Raw genomic sequence first — 14,698 nt, 5'->3', positions numbered from 1 at the left:
AAATTAATCTAGCTCGGATAATTTAGCCTGATTGACTAAATCAACCAAATTATTTACTTTAAGTTTTCGCATTAATCGAGCCTTGTAAGTACTTACGGTTTTTTCATTTATATCCAGTTCCTTGGATATTTCCTTGTTCTTTTTGCCAATGGTGAGCAGCTTTAACACTTCTGCCTCTCTGGTGGAAAGTTTTTTATAAAATCTACCGGATTTATTGTTGCGAGCGCCGAAGGCCAATTGTTGAGTAAGTTCATTACTCAAATGGATACCACCATCATAAACTTTAGTAATGGCTTCACTAATCGTAATGATATTTACGGTTTTGGATATAAAACCACAGGCTCCGGCTTTAATCGCGTTTATCGCGTATACTTCCTCCGGTTCTCCGGTAAAGATGATGGTTTTAATATCGGGATAGTCATTTTTTAAATATCTAAGAACAGTTAATCCATTCAATTTTGGGAAATTAACTTCGGTTAAAATGACGTCAACAGGATTGTTTTTAACAAATTCAAGTATGGCTTCTCCATCATCAACACTTCCTACGATACTAATATTGGAAGATGAAGATAATAGTAATTCAAGCCCCTTTCTGATTATGGGGTGATTGTCTGCTATTAATAATTTTATCATATTTTTAGCTTTTTTAGGTCATAATCATAAGGAGGTATGATCATGTCTGGTTGAGAGACTCAAGCTATAATGTAAAGATAATACTTTTTTGAGAATTTACAACGAATTAATCAATTCCTTAGGGATAGTGCAAACCGGAATGGGATCCATTTTATGTTTATTCGCAATATTTAGGCGCTTGTATATTTTAAACACCTCTTGTTCGCGTCCTATAAAATCCGTAGAGGTCTTATTTTCTTTATCCATTTGCATGGCCCATTCCAATTCTGGGTATGACGCTCCAATTTGATCTTCATCGGTTCGGTCGTCACCCCAAAGGCCATCTGTTGGAGGGGCATCAATAATATCTTTGTGAATACCCAGATAATTAGCAACTTCATAAACTTCTGTTTTTAGCAAATCTGCTATGGGACTCAAATCTACACCACCATCGCCATATTTTGTAAAAAATCCAACCCCAAAATCTTCAACTTTATTACCGGTTCCCGCAACCAGTAGTTTATTTAAAGCGGCGAAGTAATATAGAGTTGTCATTCGTAATCTGGCCCTTGTGTTGGCTAAAGACATAAACCTTTCTTCTTCCTTGTGAACTTTGGGTAATGCCGCTATTAAGCTATCGAAAACAGGTGTTAAATTAATTTGTACAATATGAACTTGACTATATTGAGATTTTAACCAATCGATATGATTTAAAGCTCTATTAACCTGAGATTCGGATTGATGGATTGGCATTTCCAAGCATAAAACTTTTAATCCGGTTTTAGCACACAGTGTTGAAGTAACTGCAGAATCGATACCTCCGGAAACACCCACAACAAATCCTTCAACACCTGCCTGGCTGGCGTAATTTTTTAGCCAATCCACAATATGGTCCACCACTTTTTCTGTTTGCATTTTAAGCTGTTTTAATTCTAAGAATGGTACATTTGCAAACAAAAATAAAAGAAACACCTCAATATATAAAAGATTATATCGTTTAAGTTTGGTATGAAGAAATTAGGAATACTTTTCATTATAATTTTTGCTGCATTTTCTTGCAAAAAAGACAGTAGTTTAGAACGAGATATACAAGAGATTGGTACAGATATCACTGTAGAGCGCTTTGACCTATTATTTGCGCATGCCAATATTGAAGATTTAAATGAGTTGAAAGAAGGGTATCCGTTCATGTTTGCCGAAAAATATCCGGATTCATTTTGGGTTACTCAAATGCGGGATACCCTTCAGCAACAGTTATTTGCGGAAGTAGAGAAGATATTTCCAAATTTCAATGCTATTGAAATGGAGATAGAATCCTTATTCAATCATTTAAAATATTATTTTTCAGAGTTTACCCCGCCTCGTGTTATTACCACTACTTCTATGGTGGATTACAGAAATAAAGTGATTCTTACGGATACGATTGCCTTGCTGTCCATTGATACTTATCTGGGGCGTGACCATGAGTTTTATACCGGTATACAAAAATTTATAGCTTCAAATTTAAAGAAAGAACAAATAGTGGTTGATCTGTCTAATGCCTATGCCAAAAAATATATCCATCAATCGCAACCCAAAACCTTGTTAGATGAAATGATTTATTTTGGAAAGATCCTCTATTTTAACGATGTGATGATTCCTTTTAAATCGGAAGCTGAACGCATTGGATATACAGAAGAAGAATTGCAGTGGGCTAAGGCTAACGAAAGTTACATTTGGCGTTATTTTATTGAGAGAGAATTGCTGTATAGTACCGATTCAAAATTACCCAACCGGTTTATTAATCCTGCACCTTTTACAAAGTTTTACTTGGAGGAGATTGATAATAACTCACCGGCTCGGTTAGGACAATATATAGGATGGCAAATTGTAAGGGCTTATATGGATAAAAATCGGGTCCCATTAAGGGATATGCTCGCAAAAAGACCTGAAGACATTTTCATTAACTCAAAGTTTAAACCCAGGAAATAATGGCTGAACTAAAAAGATCTAAAATTGAATTGAATATTGAACTGGATGAAAATCGTGTGCCCGAAAAATTACATTGGTCTGCACCCGATGGAGGTATTGCTCAGGCAGAAGCCAAAGCGATGATGTTGGCGGTCTGGGATAACAAAACTAAAGAAACCTTGCGCATCGACTTGTGGACTAAGGATATGCCCATAGATGAGATGAAAGTGTTTTTTCATCAAACATTGGTAGCGATGAGCGATACGTATAACCGTGCTACTCAGGATGAAAAAATGACCGCTACCATGAAGGACTTTTGCGATTACTTTGCTGAAAAATTGGAATTAAATCAAAAATAAGGACATTAGGCGCAAAGGCATGTTAAGTTTCCAATGGTGTATTACTGGTTTTAGGAAGTTCAAGGTGATGTGATTTTATCCTAAGGTGAGGTGTCAAGCCTTTCCTTTTCCAGGTGGTCTAAATATAAAATACCATTTAAATGGTCAATCTCATGCTGAAATATAACTGAGGTGAACCCCTCTACAGTTTCTGTGTTATGATCCCCTTCAACGGTATTATATTCAATATCAATGGAAAAGGCACGGGTGTTTAGAGTTTCCGATCTGTCAGGTATGGACAAACAACCTTCTCTAAATGTTTGCTTTTGTTCCGAATAGGTAATGATTTTGGGATTTAAATACACCTCAAAAGGGAAGTCGTCTTTATCAAAACGCTGCACCCAGATAATGTTTTTTAGGATTCCTACCTGGGGTGCGGCAATACCAACTCCCATATTCGAGCTGTCCGTTACAGTGACATACAGTCGTTTAATGAAATATTTTAAAACCGGATCGTTTGGGATAATCTTTACATTGGAACTTTTTTTTCTGAGTATGAGCGAATCTTCCACGGTAGAAATCTTAAAAATTCGCATAGGTCGCAAAGAGTCTTCACTCATAATGTAATTGGTGTCTCTTTTAAGGAAAGAATGAGAAACCACATGCCTGGGTCCAAAACAAGATACGCATAGACTAACGAAGAGTGAGAGAAAAAAACCTGTTTTTAGTATGTTTTTGCCATTTCTCATGACATTGGTTACCATTCGTTAATTCTATTCGAGTCTAATTTTATAAAAATAAAGAGTAAAATGGTGAAGGCCCAAAGCCCGGATCCACCATAGCTGAACATGGGTAAAGGAATGCCTATGGTAGGGATTAATCCCATAACCATACCAATATTAATGAGGAAGTGCATAAATATAATGGCAGCCACACTGTAGCCATACACACGACTAAATTGCGATTTTTGCAATTCTGATAAATGAATAATACGCAATAATAGCAATACAAAAACAAGGACTACCAGAGAGCTCCCCAGGAAGCCCCACTCTTCACCTACGGTACTAAAAATATAATCGGTATGTTGTTCAGGTACGAACTTGCCAGTGGTCCTGGTACCCTCTAAAAAACCTTTTCCAGTAACACCTCCGGAGCTTATTGCTTTTTCTGATTCATGGAGGTTATAGGCAAAGGTTTTTTTCATTTGCTGTAGTTTTTCAGGGTCCTTTTCTAATCGTAACCAGAGGCTAATGCGATCTTGTTGATGGGGTTTTAAAATATCTTGATAAAAAAACTTCACCCCATAGGAAAGACCCAAACAGCATATTAGGGCTAATGCAGATTGTAGGATGGAACGTTTTCTTTTGAATAAAAAATGAAGGCTGGTTATGACAACAGCACAGAGTATGGCGGTAATTAGAAGCCCTAATTTTAATGTAAAAACAGATAACAGTAAAACCAAAACACCTAAAATTAAATAGATCTTAGGCAACCCTTCACGATATAATACAAAGAAAAAAGCAGCATAAACAACCGTGCTTCCGGTATCATTTTGTAGGAGCACTAAAATAGCAGGAACTATAATAATGATTATGGTTTTTATTTGATCTTTAAACTGTTTGATATCCGTATTTAGATCACTTATAAATTTGGCTACCGCCAAAGCTGTGGCCATTTTTGCAAATTCGCTGGGTTGTAAGGTCATTCCTCCAAAAGCATACCAAGATGTTGCACCATTTACGTTCTTACCAAAGAGAAACAATCCCACAAGGGACAGCATGGAAATAATATAGATTATACTGGAAAAGCGCTCATAAAACTTAGCCTCAATAGATAAAATTAAAACAATTAACACAAATGTTAATAGGATAAAAATCAATTGTTTGCCGTAAGGCTGCGAGAAATCGAAATAATTAATGGTATCTCCGGTGTGAGATGCCGATAAAATATTTAACCAACCAAAACCAACGAGCAATAAAAAGAGAATAATGGTTATCCAGTCAAATTTAAAATGTCTATTAGTTTCTCTAACCATTAAATTTAGTGCGTTTCAAGTTGCTTTAATTGTTGTTTTAATAGGTTATACTCTGAATCATCAACAGGATGTACAATGGTTTTATCGTTAATATAAAAAGGTTTCCCCGAATAGGGTTTGGCATACTCCTCTTCCAATCCATATCGTAACAGCCAATCTTCTAAATCTGTTCGGGTAATATACCCCTTAATATGTTTTTCAATCATTAAACTGGCCACTTTTCCGGCAAATCTGCTTCCCCAATACCCATTTTCGACAAAGACAGCCAAAGCTATTTTTGGGTCATTTTTTGGTGCAAATGCAACAAAAATAGAATGATCGGTTAACTGGGTTCTTACACTGTCTATAATTGCATAATTTTCAACAGTACCGGTTTTTCCGCAGATATCAATATCTTTTACTTGCAGAGATGCCGCAGTTCCCTTTTTATAAACCTGATACATGCCTTCTATTACGGGATCGAAATTTTTTTTATCTATTGTTGTGTATTTTGGTGTGGTAAACTGCTCCGGAAGGGTTTCTCCTTCGATGTATTTTATAATATGGGGCGTGTAGTACATTCCTCTGTTAGAAATTGCAGCTATCATATTGGCCAGTTGTATGGGTGTTGTAGCTACTTCACCTTGCCCAATAGCATTAGAGATGGTGTATGTTGAATAAAACGTTTTTGGATAAACATGTTTATAATATTCCCTGTCAGGAATTCTTCCTTTTTGCCCAACGAACAAATCGTTATTTAGGAATTCACCCAGACCAAAACTTTTGGCATGCCTGCTCCAGGCATTTATACCATCGGAGGCATTACCATTTTTATCTAGTATCTTTCTATATGTCGTAGCAAAATAAGCATTACACGATCGCTGAATTCCAGTGATCATATTATTCCTCGTTCCAAAATTACAATGACATTTCATGAATCGGTTACCATATCTGTAACCTCTATAACAGGTTACCGTTTCATTTGGAGTCATAACCCCTTCTTGTAACGCAATTAGGGCATTCATGAGCTTAAATGGTGAGCCGGGCTCGTAGACCCCTTGCAGACTTCTATTGAACAAGGGTTTTCCAATAGTGTCCCTAAATAATTTACTGAAATTTTCTGATCGATTTCGACCAACCAAAATATTAGGGTCATAGGAGGGCGCCGCAACCATGGCCAATATCTCTCCCGAAGAAGGTTCAATGGCAATAATACCACCTCGTTTATTTTGCATGAGCAATTCACCGTATGCCTGCAATTTGGCATCAATAGTAATGGTGATATCCTTTCCTTGTTGTGGAACAGTGTCGAACTTACCGTCTTTGTATGGGCCAATATCCCGATTAAAGCGATCTTTTTGAATAAATTTAATGCCCTTTACACCACGAAGTATGTTTTCATATGATGCCTCAACACCTTGCTTGCCCTTTAAGTCACCCATAATATAATAAGGGTCTCTCTCAATGTCCTTATAGCCAACTTCTCCAATATCTCCGAGAACATTTGCACCAATGGTAGTCTGGTAATGTCTCAATGAACGCTTTTGAATGTAAAAACCTTGATACTTCCGCATTTTTTCTTGCAGTACCGCATAGTCTTCTTTAGATAATTGTGCCACAAAAACCGACGGAAGCCTTGGTGAATAACGATAGGCCTTATCATAAGTTTTTACAAAGGTTTCTTTATCAATTTTCAATAAATTGCAAAACTCAAGCGTATCCAATGGTTTTACCTCCCTGGGAATGACCATGACGTCATAAGATGGCTGATTGGCTACCAATAATTCACCATTTCTGTCATAAACAAAACCACGTTTCGGGTAATCGTAAACTTTCCTAATGGCATTGTCTTCAAACAGATTGTGTTCAGTAGAAGTATATACCTGGAGATAGAATAATCTACCTATGAAAATGAGTCCGATAAAAATTACAGATAAGAAAAGCAGAAATTTTCTCATGTTTTATTCCGACTAAATATTATAGTTAACAATACACATAATAATATAGTAAATATACAAGAGAATAACGTTTTTTGAAGTATTAAAATTATTTTAGAGACACTAAAAATTTCCAGAGAAAACAATACGATATGGTGTATTGCGGTTAAAAAAGCAATATAAGTTAATTTTGAACCAAATTCTACGGTGTTAAATTTAATGGTTTGGTATTCATAGATAGTACCAAAAGAAGATTTCAAAAATATGGGTCTGGCATAAGCTGCCAATACCGAAGCGGCTGCATGTATTCCTCCGGAATCTAAAAACAGATCTATCGTTAAACCCAGAATAAAACTGAACAGGATAAACAGCATTCTATTGTTTTTTACAGGAAATAACAAAATAAAAAGGATATAGGGATAGGGGTTTACATATCCCAAAAAATTAATGTGATTAAAGATAAGTACTTGAGCAAATACAAGGACAATAAAGCGCACTACGTGTATGGAAATAACACTATTCATTTAATAAATTGGTTATTTCTGGTTTATCAATATTTTCAATGATGTACACATGCTCAACATTAGTCATGTCATTGAACAATTTCACATTTAGCGTAAAGTAATTTTCGGCATCATCCAGTTCGAAATCTTGAATTATTCCCACCAATATGCCCTTGGGAAATATGGACGATCTTCCGGAAGTAACTATGGTATCTCCAACACTTAAATTGGCTTCCGCTATTTTTGGGATATCAATAAGTTGCATGATTTCAGGAGAGGCCGAATTCCAGGTTAATGTGCCGAAATGATTTGTTTTTTTTAGTTTGGCACTTATTTGACTTGTTGTATTTAAAACCGAAATAACAGTTGCATAATTAAGGCTTGTTTTATTTATGATGCCAATGATACCCTTGGAGCTGATGACCCCAAAGTCTTCTTCTATTTTATCATTTTTACCTTTATTCAATAAGAGTATATTATTGTTTAAATTATAGGAGTTTTTAATGATATTGGCCGGGGTGAAACGGTATAAACTTGAAAAGGTTGTGCTGTCTGTAAAGCTCGAATCGACCTGGATATTACTATTATGCAACAGGGATTTAAGGCGATTGTTTTCCTCTACTAGTATGGTATTCTGTGATTTTAAGTTGAAATAGCCGCTTATACTGTTTATGGAGTTATAGATGCCACCGGTTAAAAAGTTAGCCGAGTTAATAAATTTGCTCCTGTGGTAGGAGTGTGATTGTATTGTAAATAATAAGGCTAAAGAAAACAACAGCAAGAACAACAAAAAGGTTTTGTTTCTTATTATAAAATTTATAATCTGTTGCATGGGTTTAAAACCTTTTTATGCCTTATTTAATCAATACACTTTTGTATTTAGGTAAATTTTTTAGAGTAATACCGGTACCTCTTACAACAGCTCGTAAAGGGTCTTCAGCAATGTAAACGGGTAAGTCTGTTTTTTGCGATAAGCGTTTATCCAAACCACGGAGCATGGAACCTCCACCGGCTAAATAAATACCGGTATTATAAATATCTGCAGCCAGTTCGGGAGGTGTTTGAGAAAGCGTTTCCATCACGGCATCTTCAATACGCAATATAGATTTATCAAGGGCCTTAGCAATTTCACGATAGGAGATAGAAACCTGTTTAGGTTTGCCCGTCAGTAAATCACGACCTTGAACACTCATGTCCTCAGGTGGTAAATCTAAGTCTTCGGTAGCAGCGCCTATTTGTATTTTTATTTTTTCTGCTGTACGCTCACCAACATACAAGTTATGTTGTGTCCGCATATAATAGACAATATCATTAGTGAATACGTCTCCAGCAATTTTTACCGATTTATCGCAAACAATACCACCCAAGGCAATCACGGCTATTTCAGTTGTACCACCACCGATATCAACGACCATATTACCCTTAGGTTGCATAATGTCGACCCCTATCCCAATGGCAGCTGCCATGGGCTCATGAATCAGGTAAACCTCTTTACCATTTACACGTTCTGCACTTTCCTTAACAGCGCGCATTTCAACTTCGGTTATTCCGGAAGGAATACAAATAACCATTCGTAATGCGGGCGTAAAAAATTTCTTTTTTAAAGCAGGAATATTTTTAATGAACATGCTAATCATTTGTTCCGAGGCATCAAAATCGGCAATGACCCCATCCTTCAAAGGACGAATAGTTTTAATGTTTTCGTGAGTTTTTCCTTGCATTAAACTGGCTTCTTGCCCTACTGCAATGATTTTACCAGAAACCCGATCTCGGGCGACTATGGAAGGGGCATCTACAACTACTTTGTCGTTATGGATTATAAGGGTATTAGCAGTACCTAAATCAATAGCAATATCTTCGGTTAGGAAGTCGAAAAATCCCATAAGTTAATTGTAGTATTAAAGGGTTAAAAAACGAATTTCGTAAATGTAATAAAAGTTAATAATATACTAGAGATTATACAGCAGAAAATTCCATCAATGAAAAGTACATGTAACTTTTACGTTTTTAATCGGTTTCTGGATACTCGAAACGCATTTTCTTTCAAAATTGTCAAATTTCAAAGTTGCTGTTTTTCTATTGGTTCAGGTATACTGCAGTTAAAATTTAAACTTGTAAATTAGTGTTTAAAGTGACGTGTCCCCGTCATTACCATAGCAACATCATTTTCATTACAAAAATCTGTGCTCAATTGATCTTTTATAGAGCCACCGGGCTGAATTACTGCCTTAATCCCAGCGTTTTTTGCAATTTCCACACAATCCGGAAAAGGGAAAAAGGCATCACTGGCCATTACGGCCCCGGTCAAATCAAAATTGAAGGATTGCGCTTTATGTATGGCCTGATTTAAGGCATCGACTCGGCTTGTTTGTCCGGTGCCACTGGCACACAACTGTTTATTTTTAGCCAATACAATAGTGTTGGATTTGGTGTGTTTACAAATTTTTGAGGCAAACAATAAGTCATCAATTTGAGCTGCTGTAGGGGAAAGATCGGTTACATTCTGTAATTGTTCAGCACGGTCTGTAATGTCATCTCTATCTTGAACCAAAATCCCATTTAAGCAAGTTCTAACCGTAGTTTTTGGTAGCTCAGTAGCTTTTAAAATTAAAAGAATTCTATTTTTTTTACCTTTAAGAACGGCTAAGGCATCCGATGAAAAAGCAGGGGCAATTACCACTTCACAAAATAAGTTATGAATTTCTTCAGCAGTGGCTTTATCTATTTCTTTATTGCATATCAATATACCACCAAAAGCCGATACAGGATCCCCGGCAAGTGCATCTTTATAGGCTTGTAACAGAGTGGTTCGTTGTGCTACCCCACAGGCATTATTGTGTTTTAATATGGCAAATGTCGGGGCTTCATTTTTAAATTCAGACATTAAATTAACGGCGGCATCCACATCCAACAGATTGTTGTAGCTTAATTCCTTTCCGTGTAATTTTTCAAACATGGCATCAAAATCACCAAAGAACAATCCTTTTTGATGAGGGTTTTCACCATAGCGTAATACTTGTCTGTTGGTTGCGCTTAGCTTTAAAACGGGTTCTGTATTATTTTGGTTAAAATAGTGGAATATGGCCGTGTCATAATGTGAGGACACATGAAAGGCTTTTGCCGCAAATCGTTTTCTGTCTTCTTCAGAAAAAGTACCGTTGTTGGCGGTGAGTAATTCAAGAAATTCCTTATAATCTTGAACAGAAGACACACAAATAACATCGGCATAGTTTTTAGCCGCGGCGCGGATTAATGAGATCCCGCCAATATCTATTTTTTCAATGATGTCTTGGTTGCTGGCTCCGGAGGCTACGGTTTTTTCAAATGGATATAAGTCAACGATAACCACATCTATCTGCGGAATGTCGTATTCGGCCAATTCAGCAACGTCACCGTCATGGCTTTGTCTGTTTAGAATTCCGCCAAATACCTTAGGGTGTAAGGTTTTTACTCGACCCCCTAAAATAGATGGATAAGAAGTGACCTCTTCAACGGGAACAACAGGAATGCCCAAATCACTGATAAATTTTTCGGTACCTCCCGTAGAATATATGGTAACGCCTTGTTGGTCCAGTGCTTTTACTATCGGCTCTAATCCGTCTTTACTGAAAACTGAAATTAATGCCGATTTGATGTGTTTTTCGTTGCTCATTCTTGTTGTGTTGTAAGGTTCCCGAAAACGGAAATGACGTTTGATTTATGAATACCTAATTTGTTTTTTTATAACAATGCAAAAGTAATTATTTAAAGCCAAAAAATGACTTGGATATTTTAAAAAACCATGCATTTTTTTAACGGAAAAGGGAAGTTGTTAACAGTGAAGGCGAAGTACGACATATTAAACGCTCACCTTTAAACAGAATCTTCAATCTTAAAGTATCTGTGACACTTTAGTGCATACAAATTCTAAAAATCGCTCATCGGCTTCAGTAAAAGGATCAGGACTGTTCGAATCTATATCTATCTGTCCTATATTTTGACCTTTAACAAAAATAGGAATCACAATTTCAGCTTTCACCGTGATGCTGCACGCAATATAATTATCTTGAAGAGTAACATCCGGTACCACAAAATTCGTGTTGCTGAGGGCCACTTGTCCACAGATGCCTTTTCCAAATGGAATTACCGTATGGTCCGTAGGGGCACCAACATAGGGGCCCAAAATTAATTCTTCCTTAGTGCCATTTCTAAAATAAAAGCCAACCCAATTGTAGTATTCAACCTGATTTTCCAGCAGGCGACATATGTCTAACAAGCGATCATTAACGGTTAGCGTGGTTTTCGAAATTATGGATTCTACCTGTGATTTTAACCGTTCAAAAGTCATGACTAAAAAGATTTTTCGTAAAAGTATTTAAAAAGGTGTAATTTGATCACCCTTTTTTTACTTAATTTAACTGGACAAAACGACTTGGGTTTTTGAAAAAGCTGCTTTTAAAATATAAATGGGTAATACGTTTTATTCTTACCTTTTTACTAGTATATGTTTTACTATCACTCTCCTATAAGTTCTATTTGGATTTTTCTAAATACTCAAAATTTTATCCTGATTATGTAACAAATCTGGTTGCTAAACAAACGGAACACTTGCTCAATGATTTTGGATATGAAGCTCGTGTTGAACCGCACCCCAACGAACCTTCAATGAAACTTATTATTAACCACAAATATGTGGCTCGTGTTTTAGAAGGGTGTAACGCTGTGAGTGTCATTATTCTGTTTATTTCATTTATTGTTGCCTTTTCCGGACGATTTCGGGAAACGCTCGTGTATGTGCTATCGGGAAGTGTATTAATTTACGTGGTTAATTTATTTAGAATAGTAATTCTTTCAATTGGGTTGTATCATTATCCATGGCGAAGGGAAATTTTGCATACCGTTATTTTTCCGGCAATTATTTATGGAATGGTATTTCTTTTATGGATGATTTGGGTCAACTATTTTGCATTGATAAATAAGAAGCATGGGGAAGAACGGTAAATACATACTGCTGGCTGTATTATTTGGGTTATTGGTTTTAATTCGGGTTTTTGAAAATGAATTATTCTACGATCCTTATTTGCTGTTTTTCCAAAACGATTATCTATATATTGATAATCCAAGGCGTGAAGTGTTTAAGTTAACGGTTTTTACTGGGATACGTTATGGGCTTAACAGCCTCATTTCGGTAGCCATAATATATGTTATTTTTAAAGATAAAAGCATTGTTAAGTTTTCTATGATGATATATATTCTGGCCTTTATAATTCTAATTTTAATTTATTTGTATTTTGTAGTAAATCCAAAACAGGAAGAGTATTACATGTTCTTTAATGTGCGCCGATTTCTTATTCAACCCATAATTTTGTTATTGTTATTACCAGCGTTTTACTATAATAAATTAAAAAATTAAATGATAATCCATCATTAAAATAGAGTGCTGTAAATTGGAGTTTTATCATGTGCAGTTCAGACCTTTGTCTTGGGACTGGATTTTAGCATATTTGGAGAAGAGGCGGTTTAAAAGGATCATCATTCTATGGATCGAGAACAAGAATAGTAACATTGTAAATCAATAAATATCATGAAACAATTAAACCTTAAAACCCTGTTTAGACCTAAATCCTATGTGACCTTAATCGCCTGGATTTTCCTAATATTATTTGCAGGTAAATTTGTAATTAAAGATGCACTTCCTTATTTTGGGTTCAACCCGGAAGTTTTTGGCCGGCTTTGGGACTTTAAATGGTCGTTATTTGGATATGTTTCGGGAGGTTTAGTGGCGTTATCGATCGGGCCTTTTCAATTCTGGAAATCTTTCCGTAATAAATTTATGAGTATTCATAGGGTATTAGGGAGAATATACTTAATTGGCATTTTTATTGGAACAGGGTCTGAAATGGACTTGGAACAAAGCCCGATCTTATAAAATCTAAATAATATTATAAGATTGCTATTAGAAATATAGAATTACAATGAACAAAAGACTGTATAATATTGCTTTTGGCTTAACCATTTTCACCATCATCTATAATATTGTTGAAGGACTTATTGCAACATATCTTGGATTTGAAGATGAAAGTCTTGCACTTTTTGGTTTCGGCTCTGATAGTTTTATTGAAGTTATTTCCGGATTTGGCATAGCCCATATGATTTTAAGAATTAAAAATAATCCGAACAGCAATAGGGATCCATTTGAACGAACGGCATTGAAAATCACAGGATTTGCGTTTTATCTTCTCGTATTCGGGCTTGTCGTAACAAGTTTTTACAATATTTGGATTGGGCACAAACCGGTAACCACATTTTGGGGTGTGGTGATTTCAATTATTTCTATTTTGGTCATGTGGCTTTTGGTATATTGGAAAAGAAAAATAGGGGTTCAATTAAACTCGGCACCCATTTTAGCAGATGCAAATTGTACTTTGGTTTGTTTATACATGTCTGTCATTCTGCTGATTAGCAGTGGAATTTATGAGCTGTTTGGCATTGGATATATTGACAGTATTGGAACGCTAGGGCTTTCATATTTTGCCTTAAAGGAAGGTATGGAATGTTTTGAAAAGGCTAATTCTGATAAATATTGTGGATGTGATTAATCATATAAATATTCGGCGTCCTGGTATTGCAACCCATAGGGATTTAACTTAAAAACCAAACTAAAACCGATCTAATATATTTAATAGGTTATCACAACTTTGTATACCGCGTTCAGTGGCTTCTTTCTTGATTTGAAATGAACCGGTCATACTCTGCAGGATATTTTTGAACAAGCCTTCATTTTCAAATGCAAAGCCCCCGTTTCGCAACCTATCATAATTGGCATGATGAATTAAGTACTCCCCTAAATACTCTTTATGAATGGTCTCCTGCCTGTAATAGTCCTTTAAAATGGTTTTGTAATTGGAATAATGCTGTTCAATGGCCGCTTTTAATGTAAAATCATCAATCAATTTAAAGTCACCCGAATTGATCATGGTTTGATAGGTAATGTCCTTTGGATAAAACTCTGTTAGTTTAAATGTGCTGAAAAGGGAATGCTGTGTTTTTAGTTTTTCGGGAGCGGCGGTATTTATAAGCGGTATGATGTGTTGTAATGTTTCTATTTTAGCAGTTATTTCTGCTAAATTATGTTCCAGATTACTTTTATCAACATGTATGTCCTGTTTTAAGTTTTCTAAATATTGTTCTTTGTCGGTTTTGTTTTTTTGGGATTCGGAGCATTTATTCATACTAAATGCTATAGTAATCCCAACAATGACAATTAAAACTTCTCCAATGGCATAACGTAACTGTCGTTTCATGAATCCATTAATTTCTTTTAAAACTATAAAATAATAGGGAATAAAAAAACGCTTCAAAAAA

General features: G+C 35.7%; 17 protein-coding genes. 6 read left to right on the top strand and 11 right to left on the bottom strand.

Going from position 1 to position 14,698, the window contains the following annotated elements:
• Positions 1 to 3 precede the first annotated feature (3 nt).
• Both MR054_RS04725 and nadE read right to left on the bottom strand, forming a co-directional pair.
• Positions 4 to 633: a response regulator gene (locus MR054_RS04725; protein WP_242082498.1), complete on the bottom strand. Its 630-nt coding sequence runs from the start codon at positions 631 to 633 to the stop codon at positions 4 to 6.
• A gap of 96 nt (positions 634 to 729) precedes the next feature.
• Positions 730 to 1,527, bottom strand: a complete 798-nt coding sequence (gene nadE, locus MR054_RS04720) for an NAD(+) synthase (protein WP_242156432.1) — start codon at positions 1,525 to 1,527, stop codon at positions 730 to 732.
• 93 nt (positions 1,528 to 1,620) lie between these two features.
• Between nadE and gldB the strand changes: the two genes are divergently transcribed.
• Positions 1,621 to 2,583, top strand: coding sequence for a gliding motility lipoprotein GldB (gene gldB / locus MR054_RS04715; RefSeq protein ID WP_242156430.1), 963 nt, complete (start codon positions 1,621 to 1,623; stop codon positions 2,581 to 2,583).
• Complete coding sequence (gldC, locus tag MR054_RS04710) at positions 2,583 to 2,921, top strand: gliding motility protein GldC (RefSeq protein ID WP_242156428.1); 339 nt, start codon at positions 2,583 to 2,585, stop codon at positions 2,919 to 2,921. The genes gldB and gldC overlap by 1 nt, the downstream gene beginning before the upstream one ends.
• An 80-nt stretch (positions 2,922 to 3,001) precedes the next feature.
• Here gldC and def read toward each other — a convergent pair whose 3' ends face one another.
• From def to MR054_RS04670, 8 genes are all read right to left on the bottom strand, one after another.
• Positions 3,002 to 3,520 carry a peptide deformylase gene (gene def / locus MR054_RS04705; RefSeq protein WP_242156426.1) on the bottom strand — a complete coding sequence of 173 codons (519 nt, stop codon included), beginning with the start codon at positions 3,518 to 3,520 and terminating at the stop codon, positions 3,002 to 3,004.
• Positions 3,521 to 3,657: 137 nt separating this feature from the next.
• Positions 3,658 to 4,935: a rod shape-determining protein RodA gene (gene rodA / locus MR054_RS04700; protein WP_242156424.1), complete on the bottom strand. Its 1,278-nt coding sequence runs from the start codon at positions 4,933 to 4,935 to the stop codon at positions 3,658 to 3,660.
• Positions 4,936 to 4,940: 5 nt separating this feature from the next.
• Positions 4,941 to 6,872, bottom strand: coding sequence for a penicillin-binding protein 2 (mrdA, locus tag MR054_RS04695; RefSeq protein WP_242156422.1), 1,932 nt, complete (start codon positions 6,870 to 6,872; stop codon positions 4,941 to 4,943).
• Positions 6,869 to 7,375 (bottom strand): rod shape-determining protein MreD, encoded by a 507-nt coding sequence (locus MR054_RS04690; RefSeq protein ID WP_242082483.1) that lies wholly within the window; start codon positions 7,373 to 7,375, stop codon positions 6,869 to 6,871. The genes mrdA and MR054_RS04690 overlap by 4 nt, the downstream gene beginning before the upstream one ends.
• Positions 7,368 to 8,186, bottom strand: a complete 819-nt coding sequence (gene mreC / locus MR054_RS04685) for a rod shape-determining protein MreC (protein ID WP_242156420.1) — start codon at positions 8,184 to 8,186, stop codon at positions 7,368 to 7,370. Before mreC ends, MR054_RS04690 begins: the two co-directional genes overlap by 8 nt.
• A gap of 22 nt (positions 8,187 to 8,208) precedes the next feature.
• On the bottom strand, positions 8,209 to 9,237 hold the full coding sequence (locus MR054_RS04680; RefSeq protein WP_242082480.1) for a rod shape-determining protein: 1,029 nt from the start codon (positions 9,235 to 9,237) through the stop codon (positions 8,209 to 8,211).
• A 236-nt stretch (positions 9,238 to 9,473) separates the two neighbouring features.
• On the bottom strand, positions 9,474 to 11,006 hold the full coding sequence (gene purH / locus MR054_RS04675; RefSeq protein ID WP_242156418.1) for a bifunctional phosphoribosylaminoimidazolecarboxamide formyltransferase/IMP cyclohydrolase: 1,533 nt from the start codon (positions 11,004 to 11,006) through the stop codon (positions 9,474 to 9,476).
• Positions 11,007 to 11,225: 219 nt separating this feature from the next.
• Complete coding sequence (locus MR054_RS04670) at positions 11,226 to 11,681, bottom strand: GAF domain-containing protein (RefSeq protein ID WP_242156416.1); 456 nt, start codon at positions 11,679 to 11,681, stop codon at positions 11,226 to 11,228.
• A 92-nt stretch (positions 11,682 to 11,773) separates the two neighbouring features.
• Between MR054_RS04670 and xrtF the strand changes: the two genes are divergently transcribed.
• The 4 genes from xrtF (at position 11,774) to MR054_RS04650 (ending at position 13,932) form a co-directional block, all read left to right on the top strand.
• Positions 11,774 to 12,334 (top strand): exosortase family protein XrtF, encoded by a 561-nt coding sequence (xrtF, locus tag MR054_RS04665; protein WP_242156414.1) that lies wholly within the window; start codon positions 11,774 to 11,776, stop codon positions 12,332 to 12,334.
• Positions 12,318 to 12,746: an exosortase F system-associated membrane protein gene (locus tag MR054_RS04660; RefSeq protein ID WP_242156406.1), complete on the top strand. Its 429-nt coding sequence runs from the start codon at positions 12,318 to 12,320 to the stop codon at positions 12,744 to 12,746. Before xrtF ends, MR054_RS04660 begins: the two co-directional genes overlap by 17 nt.
• Before the next feature lie 171 nt (positions 12,747 to 12,917).
• Positions 12,918 to 13,262 carry a DUF2306 domain-containing protein gene (locus tag MR054_RS04655; protein WP_242156403.1) on the top strand — a complete coding sequence of 115 codons (345 nt, stop codon included), beginning with the start codon at positions 12,918 to 12,920 and terminating at the stop codon, positions 13,260 to 13,262.
• Positions 13,263 to 13,308: 46 nt separating this feature from the next.
• Positions 13,309 to 13,932, top strand: coding sequence for a cation efflux transmembrane domain-containing protein (locus MR054_RS04650; protein ID WP_242156401.1), 624 nt, complete (start codon positions 13,309 to 13,311; stop codon positions 13,930 to 13,932).
• A 60-nt stretch (positions 13,933 to 13,992) separates the two neighbouring features.
• Here the strand turns inward: MR054_RS04650 and MR054_RS04645 are convergent, their stop codons facing one another.
• Positions 13,993 to 14,637 carry a DUF6090 family protein gene (locus MR054_RS04645; protein ID WP_242156400.1) on the bottom strand — a complete coding sequence of 215 codons (645 nt, stop codon included), beginning with the start codon at positions 14,635 to 14,637 and terminating at the stop codon, positions 13,993 to 13,995.
• Positions 14,638 to 14,698 lie beyond the last annotated feature (61 nt).

The organism is Aestuariivivens sediminis (assembly GCF_022662105.1).
GTDB lineage: Bacteria > Bacteroidota > Bacteroidia > Flavobacteriales > Flavobacteriaceae > Aestuariivivens > Aestuariivivens sediminis.
Note: the sequence above shows the minus strand (reverse complement) of the source record. Positions and strands in the feature narration are given on the sequence as shown.

Bases quoted from the DNA above. Each gene is read 5' to 3' on its own strand.
- MR054_RS04725 (WP_242082498.1), bottom strand. From the start codon at position 633: ATGATAAAATTATTAATAGCAGACAATCACCCCATAATCAGAAAGGGG.
- nadE (WP_242156432.1), bottom strand. From the start codon at position 1,527: ATGCAAACAGAAAAAGTGGTGGACCATATTGTGGATTGGCTAAAAAAT.
- gldB (WP_242156430.1), top strand. From the start codon at position 1,621: ATGAAGAAATTAGGAATACTTTTCATTATAATTTTTGCTGCATTTTCT.
- gldC (WP_242156428.1), top strand. From the start codon at position 2,583: ATGGCTGAACTAAAAAGATCTAAAATTGAATTGAATATTGAACTGGAT.
- def (WP_242156426.1), bottom strand. From the start codon at position 3,520: ATGAGTGAAGACTCTTTGCGACCTATGCGAATTTTTAAGATTTCTACC.
- rodA (WP_242156424.1), bottom strand. From the start codon at position 4,935: ATGGTTAGAGAAACTAATAGACATTTTAAATTTGACTGGATAACCATT.
- mrdA (WP_242156422.1), bottom strand. From the start codon at position 6,872: ATGAGAAAATTTCTGCTTTTCTTATCTGTAATTTTTATCGGACTCATT.
- MR054_RS04690 (WP_242082483.1), bottom strand. From the start codon at position 7,375: ATGAATAGTGTTATTTCCATACACGTAGTGCGCTTTATTGTCCTTGTA.
- mreC (WP_242156420.1), bottom strand. From the start codon at position 8,186: ATGCAACAGATTATAAATTTTATAATAAGAAACAAAACCTTTTTGTTG.
- MR054_RS04680 (WP_242082480.1), bottom strand. From the start codon at position 9,237: ATGGGATTTTTCGACTTCCTAACCGAAGATATTGCTATTGATTTAGGT.
- purH (WP_242156418.1), bottom strand. From the start codon at position 11,006: ATGAGCAACGAAAAACACATCAAATCGGCATTAATTTCAGTTTTCAGT.
- MR054_RS04670 (WP_242156416.1), bottom strand. From the start codon at position 11,681: ATGACTTTTGAACGGTTAAAATCACAGGTAGAATCCATAATTTCGAAA.
- MR054_RS04660 (WP_242156406.1), top strand. From the start codon at position 12,318: ATGGGGAAGAACGGTAAATACATACTGCTGGCTGTATTATTTGGGTTA.
- MR054_RS04655 (WP_242156403.1), top strand. From the start codon at position 12,918: ATGAAACAATTAAACCTTAAAACCCTGTTTAGACCTAAATCCTATGTG.
- MR054_RS04650 (WP_242156401.1), top strand. From the start codon at position 13,309: ATGAACAAAAGACTGTATAATATTGCTTTTGGCTTAACCATTTTCACC.
- MR054_RS04645 (WP_242156400.1), bottom strand. From the start codon at position 14,637: ATGAAACGACAGTTACGTTATGCCATTGGAGAAGTTTTAATTGTCATT.